This is a genomic window from Rhodococcus sp. ARC_M5 (assembly GCF_022810405.1).
In the GTDB taxonomy this organism is placed as follows: domain Bacteria; phylum Actinomycetota; class Actinomycetes; order Mycobacteriales; family Mycobacteriaceae; genus Rhodococcoides; species Rhodococcoides navarretei.
This window is the reverse complement of sequence record NZ_JALGQE010000004.1, coordinates 237,788-251,155: the sequence shown is the minus strand read 5'-3', so window position 1 is coordinate 251,155 and position 13,368 is coordinate 237,788. Positions and strand designations below refer to the sequence as shown.

Genomic DNA, 13,368 nt, shown 5'->3' with positions numbered 1-13,368 from the left:
TGACAGTCTAGTGGAGCATGCGCGCGAGGGCGGGTAGCAGAACTCGTGCGGGGACGATACCCACCATCGCCGCTTGTAGTGAATTGCGACGTCCCGAAACAACATGCGGCCGAGATCGTTTGGAGTCGAGCGCCATCATGGCGGTGGCGACCACGTCGGCCGGTGTCTGGTAGGTGCCGGTGGCGGTGGCCGAGTCACCGATGACGTCGAAGAATTCGGTGTGGGTGGGGCCGGGGTTGAGTGCGAACACTCTGACGCCGTGCTGTGCCGACTCGAACCAGAGGGACTGGCTGAAGCTCAGCACGAACGCTTTTGCGGCCGCATACACCGCGAGAGTCGGGACGGGTTGGAACGCAGTCGTACTGGCGACATTGACGATGGTGCCCTCTCCTCGGGCGATCATGTCGGGGAGGAAGGCCGAGCAGATGTCCACCACAGCACGGATGTCGACGGCGACGAGGCGCTCGAAGTCGTCGGCGTCGCCGTCGGCGAACGGTCCCTGCACGGCGAATCCCGCGTTGTTGACGACGAGATCGATGCGCTCCGGCACGATCTCGCGTAGCCGGCGGCCACTCGCGGACTCGGACAGGTCCCAGGGCACGGTTCGGCAGCGCACGTCGTAGGTCGATTCGAGCTTCTCCGCCAATGCTGTCAGCCGGTCCCCTCGCCGCGCGACGAGTACCAGGTCGGAGCCGCGGGCGGCCAGGGCGCGCGCGAATTCGGCTCCGATTCCCGAGCTTGCGCCGGTCACCAACGAGCGGCCCGGACTGTATCGAAAAGCTCTGCGGCTCATCGGTCCGAGCGTCCGAACTCTGTGCTGGAGCGCCGCGCGAACTCCTCGTAGGACGTGGGTTCGTGTCCGAGGAGTGTCGGCAGAACCGTCAGGTCTCCCGCCGCGAGACCGTGCTGGTCGTAGTGGGCCATCATCGTGCGGTACGCCTCACGTGCGTCTGCCGGCCAGTTCTTCATGTCGCGAGGGTTCGATGCGGCCTGCGCACCGCGAACGAGGTGACCGATGGAGTTCAGTTTCGTCGACTGCAGTGCGTGTCCGACGACCGAAGCCAGTGACGGCAGTACGTTCAGCGAGTTCGTCAGCGACGACGGTGGGATCCGAACGGCGGTGACCCGGTGGCCCAGTACTCGAGACCAGATCTCGGCCATTTCGTGGCGGGTGAGTTCGACGGTGGACAGGTCGTACGTGTGACCGGTGTGCGGCGACGGTTCGATCAGAATGTTCGCTGCGGCCTCGGCAACGTCGGCGAGGTCGACGACGCCCATGACGCTGTTCGGTGACACCGGATACGGCATGACCCCGGCCTGCAGGAACTCCCACACTTCCAGGTAGTTCTGCATGTAGTGCGAGGGTCTGAGCACAGTGGTGGGGATTCCGCTCTCACGCAACAGTCCCTCGGCGATGTCTTTCTGGTGATGATGCGTCAGCTGATGCAGGTCCGGATGGATCACGGAGTGAAAAACGATGTGCTGCAACCCCTGTGCCGGTGCCGAGGCGATCAGGTGCTCGATGATCGGTCTTTCGTCGATGACCTGGGTCGGTGCCGCGTGGTAGATGACGTCGGTCCCGGCCAGTGCGTTGTCGAGCGTCTCGACCGACCGTAGATCGCCCACGACGACCTCGGTCGCTCCGTCCCGGCGGGTGGTCGCAGCCTGACTCTCGTTCTTCACGACCGCGCGAATGGGCACATTCCGTGTGGCCAGTCGTCGGACGAGTAGTCGTCCGACTCCGCCTGCAGCGCTGGTAACCGTGATCATCGGACCTCCTTGACGGGTGGGCCGGCGAACTCCGGCCTTTTGCGAATATTGCATAAGGCGTGCAAATAACGCAAGAGGGTGACGCACGGGCGTGGCGCGATCTGCATTAGTCTCGGGCCGTGCCCTCGAACGACGTCGACGATGCAGAGCAGTCACGGCGCGCTCGCCCACGCCGCGATCGCCGTCAGGCGCTGATCGACGCCGCGATCGAGCTCATCTCCGAAGGTGCCAGTGCAGACATCAGTGCGGCTGCGATCTCGCGCAGAGCCGGTGTGGCACATGGGTTGCTCTTCTACTACTTCACCGACAAGCAGGGCCTGGTCGAGGCTGCGCTGGCCGACGTTCTCGGCAGATTGGCCGATGCGCAAGGGCCGCAGCCCGAGGAACACGCCGTCCGGACTCGGTTGGAGGGCTTCGTCCGACGGCACATCGAATTCTTGCGGGATCATCGCGCCTTGTACTTGCGCGTCGTCCGCGAGGAAGAATTCGGCGAGGCCGGGGTCGAGAGCGCGCTTCGGCAGGCTCGCGCCGAGGGCGAGCGGCAGGTTGCGGCCCTGGCCGAACTTCCGGATCCGCTGTCGCCGCTCGTCGTGGCCGCGATCTCCGGGTGGACGGGTTTTCTCGACCGGACCGCGGAGGCCTTCTTCGACACCCCGGACATCGAACTGGACGCCTTGGTCGCGTTGATCGTCGACGCCTTCGAGGCCGTCGTCGAATCCGCGACGCGTCGAAGCGAATGATCAGGACGACAAGAAACGGCCACCCAACCACCCGTAAAATTGCGCAGATTGCACAATCGAGCGCTCCGCTATTGCGCAGCCGGTGAACCTCTGGTCGACTGACGCCGGTTGCATCACCGACGCGACTGACTCGGCGCTTCGTAATCCGAACGCTTGCCTCAGGGAAAGACGGGGCCCCATCCGGTCCCGTCTCTTCCACTCGATGCACTCTTTCGTCGCCAACTTCAGGAGTCTCCGGCCATGACCAGCCTCAGCTCGACCACAGACGATTCGGCCACCGGTGGGCGCGAAACTCTGCACGACATCTCCGAACGCGTGCTGTGGCTCTCGACATCGATGATCCACCACGCCAACCGAATCCGGCCCAATCCGACGGGACTCAAGGTCGGCGGGCACCAGGCTTCCTGCGCGTCGATGGTCACGATCATGACGTCACTGTGGTTCGAGCAGTTGACCGCAGCAGACCGGGTGTCGGTCAAGCCACATGCCTCGCCGGTGTTGCACGCCATCAACTACCTTCTCGGTGACTTGGACGAGAAGTATCTGACGACCCTTCGCTCGTACGGTGGCCTGCAGTCCTACCCGTCACGCGCGAAGGATCCCGACACCGTCGACTACTCCACCGGCTCTGTCGGAATCGGTGCGACAGCGCCTATCTGGGGCGCGATGTCTCGCCGATTCGTCGACTCGGCATTCTCGGCAGATGCGGCGGTCCCGTTTCGGGGTCGGCAGTATTCGCTCGTCGGAGACGCCGAGCTGGACGAAGGTGCCGTGTGGGAGGCCGTCATCGACCCCGGCATCGGAGAGTTGGGCGAGATCGTCTGGATCGTCGACCTCAACCGTCAGTCGCTCGACCGGGTAGTGCCGAACATCGCCGCGGGGCGTCTCGAGAAGATGTTCGACGCCGCAGGCTGGCAGGTCATCACGGTCCGCTTCGGGCGGTTGCTCGAGAATCTGTTCGCCCGTGTCGGCGGTGACGCTCTTCGTCGACGCATTCTCGACATGCCCAATCCCGAGTATCAGCGGCTGCTGCGTTGCTCGGCGTTGGATCTGCGTGATCGGCTGCCCGGCAAGGGTTCCGACGCGGCCGCGATCGCCGAGCTGATCGCAGATCTCGACGACCTGATGCTCACCGAGTCGATTCGCAACCTCGGCGGACACGATCTGGACGCGCTCCGTGAGGCGTACGCGCAGATCGACGACACCCGTCCCACAGTGATCATCGCCTACACCGTCAAGGGTTTCGGGCTGCCCACTCAGGGGCACCCGCAGAATCACTCGTCGCTGCTGACGGTCGACGAGTATGCAGCTCTCGCAAAGACTCTCGGCACGGACGCCGGCTCGCCCTGGGACCGATTCGACGACGACAGCGCGGCCGGCCGGTTGTGCTCCGACGTCGCCGAACGTCTACAGCGCGAACAGTTCTCGTATGCGGAACCACCGAGCGTGCCCACCGACATCGGACGTACGCCGAAAGGCACTGCCACAACACAGGCCGCACTCGGCCGCACCCTGATCGACCTCACCCGTGAGGCACCCGATGCGGCTCGACGCGTCGTCACCGTCAGTCCCGATGTCAGCTCCACCACCAATCTCGGCGGTTGGGTCAACAAGGTCGGAGTCTGGTCGTCCTCGGAGCGGCACGACTGGTTCGGCGACGATGCCGAAACCATCATGCACTGGCGTGAGGGTCCCACCGGTCAACACATGGAACTCGGAATCGCAGAGACCAATCTGGTCGGATTGATGGGCGAGCTGGGTGCAACGTGGAGTCGGTGGGGAGAGCCCCTGTTCCCGATCGGAGTGATGTACGACCCGTTCGTCGAGCGCGCCCTCGAGCCGTGGTCGTACGGCATCTACGCGGGCGGCCAGTCGATTCTGGTCGGCACTCCGTCGGGTGTCACTCTGGCTGCGGAAGGTGGTGCGCACCAGTCGATCAAGACTCCGTCGATCGGTCTCGAACAGCCCGGCTGCATCTCGTACGAGCCGGCGTTCGCCATCGACGTGGAGTGGACGTTGCTCGCCAGTATCGCCAAGTTGGGTCGTCCCGACGGCACCTCGGCGTATCTGCGCCTGTCGACCCGTCCGGTCGATCAGACGCTGGCCGACGTGCCGAGCGATCCGGCGGCCCGCGAACGCAGGCGCAAGCAGGTGGTGGCCGGCGGTTATCCCCTCGTTCGACGTGACGGTGCCACCGTCACGATCGCGGCGATGGGTGCGCTCATGCCCGAAGCTCTCGATGCCGCAGCACGTTTGGAGCAGATCGGTATTCTCGCGGACGTCCTGTGCATCACCAGCCCCGGCCAGCTCTACCGTGCCGTGCAGGCGCGGCAGGGGCACGGAGATGCCGAATCGTGGATTCTCGATCAGCTGCTGCCGGCCGATCGAGCGACACCGATGGTGACCGTGCTCGACGGCCATCCGCACACCCTGGCCTTCCTCGCGAACGTGAACCGCGTGGCATCGACGTCGTTGGGTGTCAGCAACTTCGGTCAGGTCGGGTCTCTGGACGAGGTGTACAAGCACCACCACATCGATACCGATTCGATCGTCGGTGCCGCTTTGGACGTCACCGGCCAGTAGCTCCGCGGGTGTTCGTCGTCCACCCATTGACAGCGAGCGTACGGTTGAGTCATTCGGCGAGGGTCAACGCCGCTGGAGGCCTCGTTCACGTCGAAGGGTGTCATGACCGCACCGTATGGGGGCGCACGTGACCGATCGAGCATCCGGGGGACCGCCGGACAATTCCGCTGCCGAGAGGGCGGCCGCAACCGCTTTCGACGAGCAGATCGCGGCGGCTCTCCCGAGGCGGGCCCGTGTGCCGGGTGAGGGAACGTATTTCGCAGAAGACACTTTCGAGGCACTCGACATCTTCCGCGGAATATTGCTCGAGCACAGCAGGTTCGAAACGCTACTGCAAGGGCTGTGTGAGCAGGCCGTGGTGGCGATTCCGGGCGCGGATATGGCGGGAGTGACTCTGCTGCATCATGATTCGGAGAACCCCGCTACCGCTGCATGTTCCGATGCGCGGGTGGTGGATATCGACGCCGACCAGTACCGGGCAGACGAGGGACCGTGCCTGGAAGCTGCACGTCACGACCGGATGGTGTGCCTTCGAGTCGACGAAGTCGCCACTCGGTGGCCCACATTCGCGGCCGCTGCGTCGGACATCGGTGTGCAGAGCTATTTGTCGGCACCGTTGGCGGTCGACTCCGAGCACGCCGGCTCGCTCAACATCTACGGTTTCGGGGCAGGCGGATTCAACGATATCGACGAAGTCGTGGTGAAGATGTTCGTCACCTCGGTGGAAGCGGCAGTATGGAATTCCAGACACGCGGCGGAGGCCAAACAGGAAGTCGTCGGGCTTCGTGAGGCGATGGCTACCAGGGCAACCATCGAACAGGCCAAAGGGATCATCATGGCGGCTCGACGGATCGGCCCCGACGCCGCCTTCGCCGCGTTGGTGCAGCAGTCGCAGCGAGAGAACGCGCGCGTTGCCGTGCTGGCGGCGAGGGTAGTCGACTCGGTCGTCGGACGCCAGGACGCCGAAGGCCCGTAAGGTCGGGGGTGCACAGTCCACCCAGCATCACCAAATGGTTCAGCGAAGCCGAACGATCTGCGTTATCGAAGGTCGAGAAGGTCAAGGCCCATGACGGACACTCCGATTCACGACGAACTTCAGCATTTTCTCGATATCGACACCGGTGGGGGGAATCGGAAGAACGAGCCCGTCGGCCGACCGGCCCCGGCCCCGGTGCCCACGCACGCGCCGGCCCGGCACCAGAGGGCGTGACGGCGTGGCCACAGCACGAGAGAAGCAAGACGTCGCTCTCGCCGACTACCGCCGGGCCAAGGAGCGCGAGCAGGGATTGGCCGGGGAGCGTGGTCAGACGGACGGCGATGTTCCGCTGGTCGTTGCCTCCGATGACGCCGAACTGCGTGGTGCAGTCGAGGCCGACGTGTCAGCGCAAGAGGCGCTCAGTGCGGCGCTGCGCGCCGATGACGACTGAGGCTCGGCTCAGTACCCGGTCACGGTCGTCAGCGGCGGGGGCCTGCCGTGGGGTCGACGACGGCGTGCACGTCGACGCCGTAGGACGCCGGTAGTTCGCTGCGGCACAGCGTTCGGGCTTCGTCCGGGGAGATGCCCAGAGCGCGCAGGACCCGCTCGGTGGTGCCGTCGACCGTCGCCGCCTCGTCGCGATCGGGCTGCGCCAGCAGCAGCCGGCCCATGGACAGCAGGGTGCCTGCCACCAGGGCGAGGGCCACATCCGGATCGTCCACATCGAATCTTCCTCGCGCGGCTGCCGATTCGATATCGCGGCGTGAACGTGGTGCCAGGCCCCCCGCTGCGGCGAAGGCCGAGGCCTCGGAGTTGAGCAGGACGCGGCTCAGTTGCGGCTCGAGGCGGAAGAGGCGTCCGGACAGGCGAAACGACTGGGTGAATTTCTCGACCGGGTCGTCCAGGCCCACGGTGAGAGAGTCGAGGTAGTCGCCGGCAGATTCGAGGGCCGAGTCGATGGCTGCCTGCCACAGTTCTTCTTTGGTCTCGAAGTAGTTGTAGAACGATCCGTTGCTGACGTCGGCGGCCTGCGTGATCTCGAGAACGGGTGCGTTGGTGTTGCCGCTCGCCAGGAATCCCTGCGCGGCCTTGACGAGGGCAGCTCTGGTGCGCGCCTTGCGGCGTTCGACGCGGTTGCCTTCGGTCACGGTCTGCTCCTGCTCTGCGGTGTGAGTGAGGGCAGCCTATCGCGTCTCAATGATGACGAATTCGTCAAAAAGCCTTGACGGACGGCAGTGCCATGGGTGACGATATCGTCAATACCCTGTGAATGCGGGGTGCATCGACTCTTCCGGCGGCATCGAAGGACCTCATGACGACCACCAACGCGACGATCCCGCAGTACCGCACCGATATCTATTCCACCGAGGCGATCCTCGATCCGTACCCGCACTACGCGAGGTTGCGTGAGCTCGGCCCGGTGGTGTGGCTGCCACGCCAGCAGGTGTTCGCCGTCTCGCGCTATGCAGGGTGCAAGGCAGTGCTGCTCGACGACGAGACCTTCGTTTCCGGGGACGGTGTCGCGCTCAATCCCGTTGCGAACCGGCTGGGCCGCGGGACGACGCTCAACACCGACGGCGACGAGCATGCAACCAAGCGCTCGGTGCTGGCTCACCGGCTCACCCCGAAGGCCGTACGCAAGATGAAGGCGGCGGTGGAGGAGAAGGCCGAAAGCATCGTCGACGCGGCCCTGAAGAAGCGATCGGTCGACGGCGTCGATGACCTTGCCACGGCGCTACCGATGTCGATCGTCCCTGATCTGGTCGGGTGGCCGGAGGACGGACGCGACGAGCTGCTGCGATGGGCGGGAGCAACATTCGACTCCCTCGGACCCGTCAATCGGCACTCGATCACAGCTGCGAAGGGTGCCGCGGAAATGCTCGCGTTCTCGCGGCGCGTGGTGCGTGAACGATCGGTGCTTCCCGGGAGCATGGGCGACGACGTTCTGAAGGCCGCCGACGACAACAAGATTCGGAAGTCGGCATGTCCGGCCCTGATGATCGACTACCTCGGTCCCTCGCTCGACACCACCATCGGAGCTATTTCCGGTGCCCTCGATCTGTTCGCGCGGCATCCCGAGCAATGGCAGGCAATTCGGCAGGACCCTGACCTCATCCCCAATGCGATCAACGAGGTCGTTCGATACGAGTCGCCGATCAGAGCGTTCTCGCGTCGAGCCGTGCGTGACGTCGAGATCGACGGATCACGCATCCCGAAAGGTGCTCGCGTGCTGGTGGTCTACGCGTCGGCCAATCGCGATGAGCGCGAATGGGACCGTCCCGACGAGTTCGACATCACCCGCGACGCCGCGCGCCAACTCGGCTTCGGTTCCGGGGTGCACGGGTGCGCCGGTCAGGGGCTTGCGCGACTGGAAGCCCAGACCATGCTGCGAGTACTCGCGCGGCGAGTCGATCGAATCGTGGCCACCGGAGCGCCGAAACGGGCCGTCAACAACGTCATTCATCGATACGAACAGTTGCCACTGGAATTGGTGGCAGCAGAAGGGACACAGCAATGAGAATCGACGTCGACTGGGATCGGTGCGAGGGCCATGGCATCTGCGCCGAGCAGGCACCCAAGGTGTTCAGCCTCGATGACGAGGGCGAATTGCATTATGCGTTCGACGACAACGACATTCCCGACGACCTGGCGGCCTCGGCTCGATCGGCAATCGGCGTGTGCCCGGTCGCGGCACTGCGAGAACAGGCGTGAGCTCCTCGGGCCCCAGAATTGTCATTGTCGGAGACTCGATCGCCGGCTGCACTGCTGCTCGTGAGTTACGGGCCCGCGGACACGAAGGTTCGATCGTCATGATCGGTGCGGACGATGACGGCTGCTATGCGAAACCACCGTTGTCGAAGCACGTGCTCAAAGGTGAGGCCGCTGCGGCCGAAACCTGGGACCTGTCGGATCTGGACATCACGGCGATCGTCGATCCCGCGGCGTCGTTGAACACCGCACGTCGAATGGTCACTACGACAGCCGGAATCGACGTTCCCTACGACGCGCTCATCGTGGCCACGGGAGCGGTGGCCCGCCGCATCGCCGGTCCGGGGCAGGAGGGCGAGACGGTGCTGCGGACCTTCGCCGACGTCTGTGCTCTCCGTCCGAAGCTGGACGCTGCCAGCACAGCCATCGTGGTCGGTGCGGGATTCCTCGGCATGGAGGTCGCCAGTGCCTGCGTCGCACGCGGCATTGCAGTCACCGTCGTCGATGTGGATCCTCCGCTGCAACGGCTCCTGGGTTCTTTCCTGTCCGACGCGATAGTGGCGCGAGCCGAGGCCTCGTCGGTGCAGTTCGTTCGGACGAATGCTCCCGTCTCGTTGGTCGGTGAGCCCGTCACGGGTATCGAGTTCGCAGACACTCAGCTGACGGCCGATGTCGTCGTCACCTGCGCCGGTGATGTGCCGCAGACGGATTGGCTGGACGGTGCCGGGATCGCGGACCGTATCGGGGTCGGAATCGACTATCTCTGCGCTACAGCGGTTCCCGGAGTATTTGCTGCCGGGGACGTCGCCTACGCGCGTGCCGCGTCCCGTCGAGCGCCGTTCTGGTCCAATGCCGTCGCACAGGGCAAAGTTGCCGCTGCATCCGCGCTCGGTCTCGAACCGACGTGCGCCCCTGCCGACGACTACTTCTGGACCGAGATTCTGGGGCTGTCCATCAAAGTCGTCGGTCCGCTCCCACTGCAGGGAGAACCGACCGTCCTCGAAGGTTCGGTCGACGACGGATCCGCACTCCTGCAGTGGAACCACGACGATGGTCGTACGACCATCGTTGCCTACGGCATGAAGAAGGCCGTCGGATTGCTCCGAAAACTCGCCCGCAACAACGTTGTTCCCACTACGTAAGGAATTTCATGGCTCTCGGCTCTGCGTCCGGTCTGGTTCGTCGTCTTCCCGAGGCAGTCGGGCTGGCCCGTGCGGCGATCGGTGTCGCCCACATGATTGCGCCCACTCGTGCCAACGAACTCCTCGCCGGCCCCGACGCTGCGGTAGCGACCACACGAGCTGCCGCTCGTACCTTCGGTATTCGGGAGATCTACATCGGCGGCGGCCTGTACGCGGCAACGCGGTACGCACCGAACGCGGTGCGCACACTGCTGCGTGCAGGCGTGGCCGTCGACGTCTGGGACACCGCGGCGTTCGCGCTCACCGCTCACCTGCCACAACGAACGAGAACAGCCGGCTGCGCCATCGCAGGGGGCTTCGTGATCGCCGGCGCGCTCGCCGATCTGCAGCTGGACCGGTAGTGGACAACATCGCGCGCACTCTGCGAGCCGCGAGCATCGAAGCCGTGCGCTTCTACAACCGACTCGAAGTGACAGTGGCGCAGCCAGTTCCGGACACTCCTGTGCTGTTCGTCGCCAACCACGGGTTCGGCGGAATCATCGATCTCAACGTGTTCGCGTTCGCGGCCGCCTACGACGAACTGGGTGTCGACCGTGAACTGATCACGCTGACGCACCAGATCGCCTGGACGCTGCACGCGGAGAGGCTGATCGAGCCGTTCGGTGCCAGGCCCGCCGGTCGGCAGACGGCCCTGGACGCTTTCGCGGACGGCAACAACGTCCTGGTGTTCCCGGGCGGTGATGTGGATGCGCTCAAGACCTGGAAACACCGGAACGAGATCCTGTTCGACGGGCGCACCGGATACGCCCGGTTGGCGATGGAGGCGGGGGTGCCGATTGTCCCCGTGGTGACGGCCGGTGCCGGGGAGTCGCTGCTCGTACTCGGGAGCGGCAAGCGTGTGGCGAAGGCGCTGCGGTTGGACAAGGCGTTGCGGCTCAAAACGCTACCGCTGTCGGTGTCCATTCCCTGGGGCGTCAATCTCGGTGTGGTCGGCCTCCTTCCGTACCTGCCGCTGCCCACCAAGCTCGACACGTCGGTGCTCGCTCCCATGCGACCCGATATAGACGAGACGGCGGGGGAATTCGCGGGGCGGGTGCATTCGACGATGCAAGCCGAACTCGACGAACTGACGAAAGACCGGCGTCCCGTCATCGGATGACTCGCCGAGCGGGGGATGCAGTCATACTCGGAGCCATGCGCTCGAAGCAGAAGATTCTCGACGCCACCCTCGGGCTCATTGCCGAGGGTGGGTTCGAGGACGTCACCATTGCCGCGGCGGCGCGCGCTGCGGGCGTGACGAGGCAGACGGTGTATTCGATCTTCAGCACGCGCGAGGACATGATCTCCGAGGCGATGGTCGGCCTCGTTGTCGGCTTCATGGGCGAGATAGGGGAGAAGGCCGATCGGGCCGAAACGGCATCGGACTTCGTCGTCGAAACCATTGTGGCCGCGCGAGATCTCCTTCGCCGACAACCGGTTCTGAATACGTTGCTCCGTTCGGGCACTGCGAATCCGCTGTTCGATCCGGACGTGATGGATCGAGCCGAGCCGGTGGTGCGTCAGTTCCTCGACGGCTACATCGAGCGACATCCCGAATTCGATCCGACGCAGTTCGACGGGGTCGAGGCGGTGTTCACGCGCAACGCACTGTCGGTCATTCTGTTCGACGATCCGACAATTCACGACGACGACGGCTTACGGGCATACCTCCGACGCTGGTTGGTGCCGCTTCTTACCTTCAGCTGACCCGGTGGAACTTGACACTATTGCCCACTTCTGTCTAGTTTTGCTTCGCACGGGCACGTGACACAGGTCTCGATGCGCGCTGCTGCACACCATTGGGGGGTACGTGTCGAATTTGAACCGCCGGTCGTTTCTCGGCGCAACTGCGGTTGCGGGGTTGGCCGCAGTGTCGGGCGCGGGGGTGGCGCGAGCGGCAGGCGGCCGACGCGTCCAGATCCCACTGACCCGCGAGGACCACCGTGTGGTGATCATCGGATCGGGGTTCGGCGGTGGCGTCGCCGCATTGCGCCTGGCCGAGGCCGGGGTGCCGGTTCTGGTGCTCGAGCGCGGAAGGCGTTGGAACACAGGACCGAATGGCGACACGTTCCCCAACGCGACGGCACCGGACAAGCGCATGCTGTGGCACGGTTCGAGTCCCAACCTGTTCGGTAGGCCGGTTCCGTTCGATCCGTACGTCGGCCTGCTGGAGGCGGTACCCGGAGACAACATGACGGCGCTGTGCGCGGCCGGTGTCGGAGGCGGATCCCTGATCTACCAGGGAATGACACTGCAGCCCACGCAGTCGGTGTTCGAGAAGTACTTTCCGGCCGGACTGGATTGGTCGACTCTGAATCGGGTGCACTACCCACGCGTGGCGCGGATGTTGCAGCTCGAGCAGGCTCCCGACGAATTGATCGATACGCCCAATTATCAGGCGGCGCGGGTGTTTGCAGCCAGTGCTCGTCGAGCGGGCCTGCCGGTGTCGAAGATCCCGATGCCGATCGATTGGAACTTCGCGCTCGACGAGACGCGTGGCGTGATGAAGCCGTCGTACACCGATGGCTCCGGTGCGTTCGGAGTCAACAACGGCGGCAAGCACTCCGTGGACGTCACCTACATCGCCGCCGCCGAGGCGACCGGGCTGGCCACCGTGGCCACCCAGCACGATGTCTCCCGGATAGAACGTGCCGCCGATGGCCGCTGGACGATCCATGTGGACCGAATCGACTCCGACGGAACGGTTCTCGAGAACAAGATCCTCACCACCGGCACGCTGATCATGGCCGCCGGTAGCCTCAACACCACCAAGCTGTTGGTTCGCGCGGGTGCCACCGGTGCCATTCCCGATCTGCCGGACCAACTCGGCCAGGGCTGGGGCACCAACGCCGATCGTATCTACGTGTGGTCCAGCATCGAGCAGCAGTTCGGTACCCCGCAGGGCGGTCCGGTGGTGTTCGGCAGCCTGAACTGGGACGACCCGAACACTGCGCACACCGTCATCCAGGCATCCATACCGCCGTTGTCGTTCGATGCCCACAGCACCATGCTCGTCGGCTACGGAGTCAGCAGCGGCCGTGGGCATTTCGGCTACGACTCCGGCGCAGACCAGGTGCGATTGCACTGGCCTGCCAATGGCGACAACGTCATTCAGAACGGGTCGATCGATCCGACGGTGCGTCGCATCGCCGGATCGGGCAGCATTCTCACCGATACCAACGCGGTGTTCCCGTCCACCTGGCATCCGTTGGGTGGAGCCAACATGGGCCCGGTGTGCGATCTCGACGGACGCGTGCACGGCCAGCGGGGACTGTACGTGCTCGACGGGGCGCTCATGCCCGGCACCACCGCAGCGTGCAACCCGTCCATGACCATCGCAGCATTGGCCGAACGTGCGTTGAACAACATCGTCGCCGGCGATGTCGGCTCCGTTGTTTGACCCCCTCCT

Annotated in this window: 14 protein-coding genes; 11 read left to right on the top strand and 3 right to left on the bottom strand. The window is 64.8% G+C overall.

From position 1 onward, the window contains the following. Nucleotides 1–7 precede the first annotated feature (7 nt). Nucleotides 8–793, bottom strand: a complete 786-nt coding sequence (locus MTX34_RS08705; RefSeq protein ID WP_243609122.1) for an SDR family oxidoreductase — start codon at nucleotides 791–793, stop codon at nucleotides 8–10. Then, on the bottom strand, nucleotides 790–1,770 hold the full coding sequence (locus MTX34_RS08700; protein ID WP_243609121.1) for an SDR family oxidoreductase: 981 nt from the start codon (nucleotides 1,768–1,770) through the stop codon (nucleotides 790–792). Before MTX34_RS08700 ends, MTX34_RS08705 begins: the two co-directional genes overlap by 4 nt. Before the next feature lie 119 nt (nucleotides 1,771–1,889). Between MTX34_RS08700 and MTX34_RS08695 the strand changes: the two genes are divergently transcribed. The 4 genes from MTX34_RS08695 (at nucleotide 1,890) to MTX34_RS08680 (ending at nucleotide 6,520) form a co-directional block, all read left to right on the top strand. Continuing rightward, on the top strand, nucleotides 1,890–2,510 hold the full coding sequence (locus tag MTX34_RS08695; protein ID WP_243609120.1) for a TetR/AcrR family transcriptional regulator: 621 nt from the start codon (nucleotides 1,890–1,892) through the stop codon (nucleotides 2,508–2,510). Nucleotides 2,511–2,750: 240 nt separating this feature from the next. Next, a complete protein-coding gene (locus MTX34_RS08690) occupies nucleotides 2,751–5,093 on the top strand; it encodes a pyruvate dehydrogenase (protein WP_243609119.1) in 2,343 nt (780 codons plus the stop codon). A gap of 127 nt (nucleotides 5,094–5,220) precedes the next feature. Next, a complete protein-coding gene (locus MTX34_RS08685) occupies nucleotides 5,221–6,069 on the top strand; it encodes a GAF and ANTAR domain-containing protein (protein WP_243609118.1) in 849 nt (282 codons plus the stop codon). Nucleotides 6,070–6,307: 238 nt separating this feature from the next. After that, nucleotides 6,308–6,520: a hypothetical protein gene (locus tag MTX34_RS08680; RefSeq protein WP_243595160.1), complete on the top strand. Its 213-nt coding sequence runs from the start codon at nucleotides 6,308–6,310 to the stop codon at nucleotides 6,518–6,520. Between the two features lie 28 nt (nucleotides 6,521–6,548). Here the strand turns inward: MTX34_RS08680 and MTX34_RS08675 are convergent, their stop codons facing one another. Continuing rightward, on the bottom strand, nucleotides 6,549–7,217 hold the full coding sequence (locus MTX34_RS08675; RefSeq protein WP_243595159.1) for a TetR/AcrR family transcriptional regulator: 669 nt from the start codon (nucleotides 7,215–7,217) through the stop codon (nucleotides 6,549–6,551). A gap of 164 nt (nucleotides 7,218–7,381) precedes the next feature. Between MTX34_RS08675 and MTX34_RS08670 the strand changes: the two genes are divergently transcribed. The 7 genes from MTX34_RS08670 (at nucleotide 7,382) to MTX34_RS08640 (ending at nucleotide 13,359) form a co-directional block, all read left to right on the top strand. After that, entirely contained in the window at nucleotides 7,382–8,587 is a 1,206-nt protein-coding gene (locus MTX34_RS08670) for a cytochrome P450 (protein ID WP_243609117.1), read from the top strand. Then, nucleotides 8,584–8,781, top strand: a complete 198-nt coding sequence (locus tag MTX34_RS08665; RefSeq protein ID WP_057479686.1) for a ferredoxin — start codon at nucleotides 8,584–8,586, stop codon at nucleotides 8,779–8,781. Before MTX34_RS08670 ends, MTX34_RS08665 begins: the two co-directional genes overlap by 4 nt. After that, the gene (locus MTX34_RS08660; protein ID WP_308198501.1) at nucleotides 8,748–9,920 is read left to right on the top strand and encodes an FAD-dependent oxidoreductase; all 1,173 of its coding nucleotides are present in this window, start codon (nucleotides 8,748–8,750) and stop codon (nucleotides 9,918–9,920) included. Before MTX34_RS08665 ends, MTX34_RS08660 begins: the two co-directional genes overlap by 34 nt. Nucleotides 9,921–9,928: 8 nt before the next feature. Then, the gene (locus MTX34_RS08655; protein WP_243609115.1) at nucleotides 9,929–10,321 is read left to right on the top strand and encodes a hypothetical protein; all 393 of its coding nucleotides are present in this window, start codon (nucleotides 9,929–9,931) and stop codon (nucleotides 10,319–10,321) included. Then, nucleotides 10,321–11,079 (top strand): 1-acyl-sn-glycerol-3-phosphate acyltransferase, encoded by a 759-nt coding sequence (locus tag MTX34_RS08650; RefSeq protein WP_243609114.1) that lies wholly within the window; start codon nucleotides 10,321–10,323, stop codon nucleotides 11,077–11,079. Before MTX34_RS08655 ends, MTX34_RS08650 begins: the two co-directional genes overlap by 1 nt. Before the next feature lie 35 nt (nucleotides 11,080–11,114). Further along, complete coding sequence (locus tag MTX34_RS08645) at nucleotides 11,115–11,666, top strand: TetR/AcrR family transcriptional regulator (protein ID WP_243609113.1); 552 nt, start codon at nucleotides 11,115–11,117, stop codon at nucleotides 11,664–11,666. Between the two features lie 103 nt (nucleotides 11,667–11,769). Then, complete coding sequence (locus tag MTX34_RS08640) at nucleotides 11,770–13,359, top strand: GMC oxidoreductase (protein ID WP_243609112.1); 1,590 nt, start codon at nucleotides 11,770–11,772, stop codon at nucleotides 13,357–13,359. The last annotated feature ends 9 nt before the right edge of the window (nucleotides 13,360–13,368 follow it).

Bases quoted from the DNA above. Each gene is read 5' to 3' on its own strand.
- MTX34_RS08690 (WP_243609119.1), top strand. From the start codon at position 2,751: ATGACCAGCCTCAGCTCGACCACAGACGATTCGGCCACCGGTGGGCGC.
- MTX34_RS08665 (WP_057479686.1), top strand. From the start codon at position 8,584: ATGAGAATCGACGTCGACTGGGATCGGTGCGAGGGCCATGGCATCTGC.
- MTX34_RS08645 (WP_243609113.1), top strand. From the start codon at position 11,115: ATGCGCTCGAAGCAGAAGATTCTCGACGCCACCCTCGGGCTCATTGCC.
- MTX34_RS08655 (WP_243609115.1), top strand. From the start codon at position 9,929: ATGGCTCTCGGCTCTGCGTCCGGTCTGGTTCGTCGTCTTCCCGAGGCA.
- MTX34_RS08670 (WP_243609117.1), top strand. From the start codon at position 7,382: ATGACGACCACCAACGCGACGATCCCGCAGTACCGCACCGATATCTAT.
- MTX34_RS08705 (WP_243609122.1), bottom strand. From the start codon at position 793: ATGAGCCGCAGAGCTTTTCGATACAGTCCGGGCCGCTCGTTGGTGACC.
- MTX34_RS08700 (WP_243609121.1), bottom strand. From the start codon at position 1,770: ATGATCACGGTTACCAGCGCTGCAGGCGGAGTCGGACGACTACTCGTC.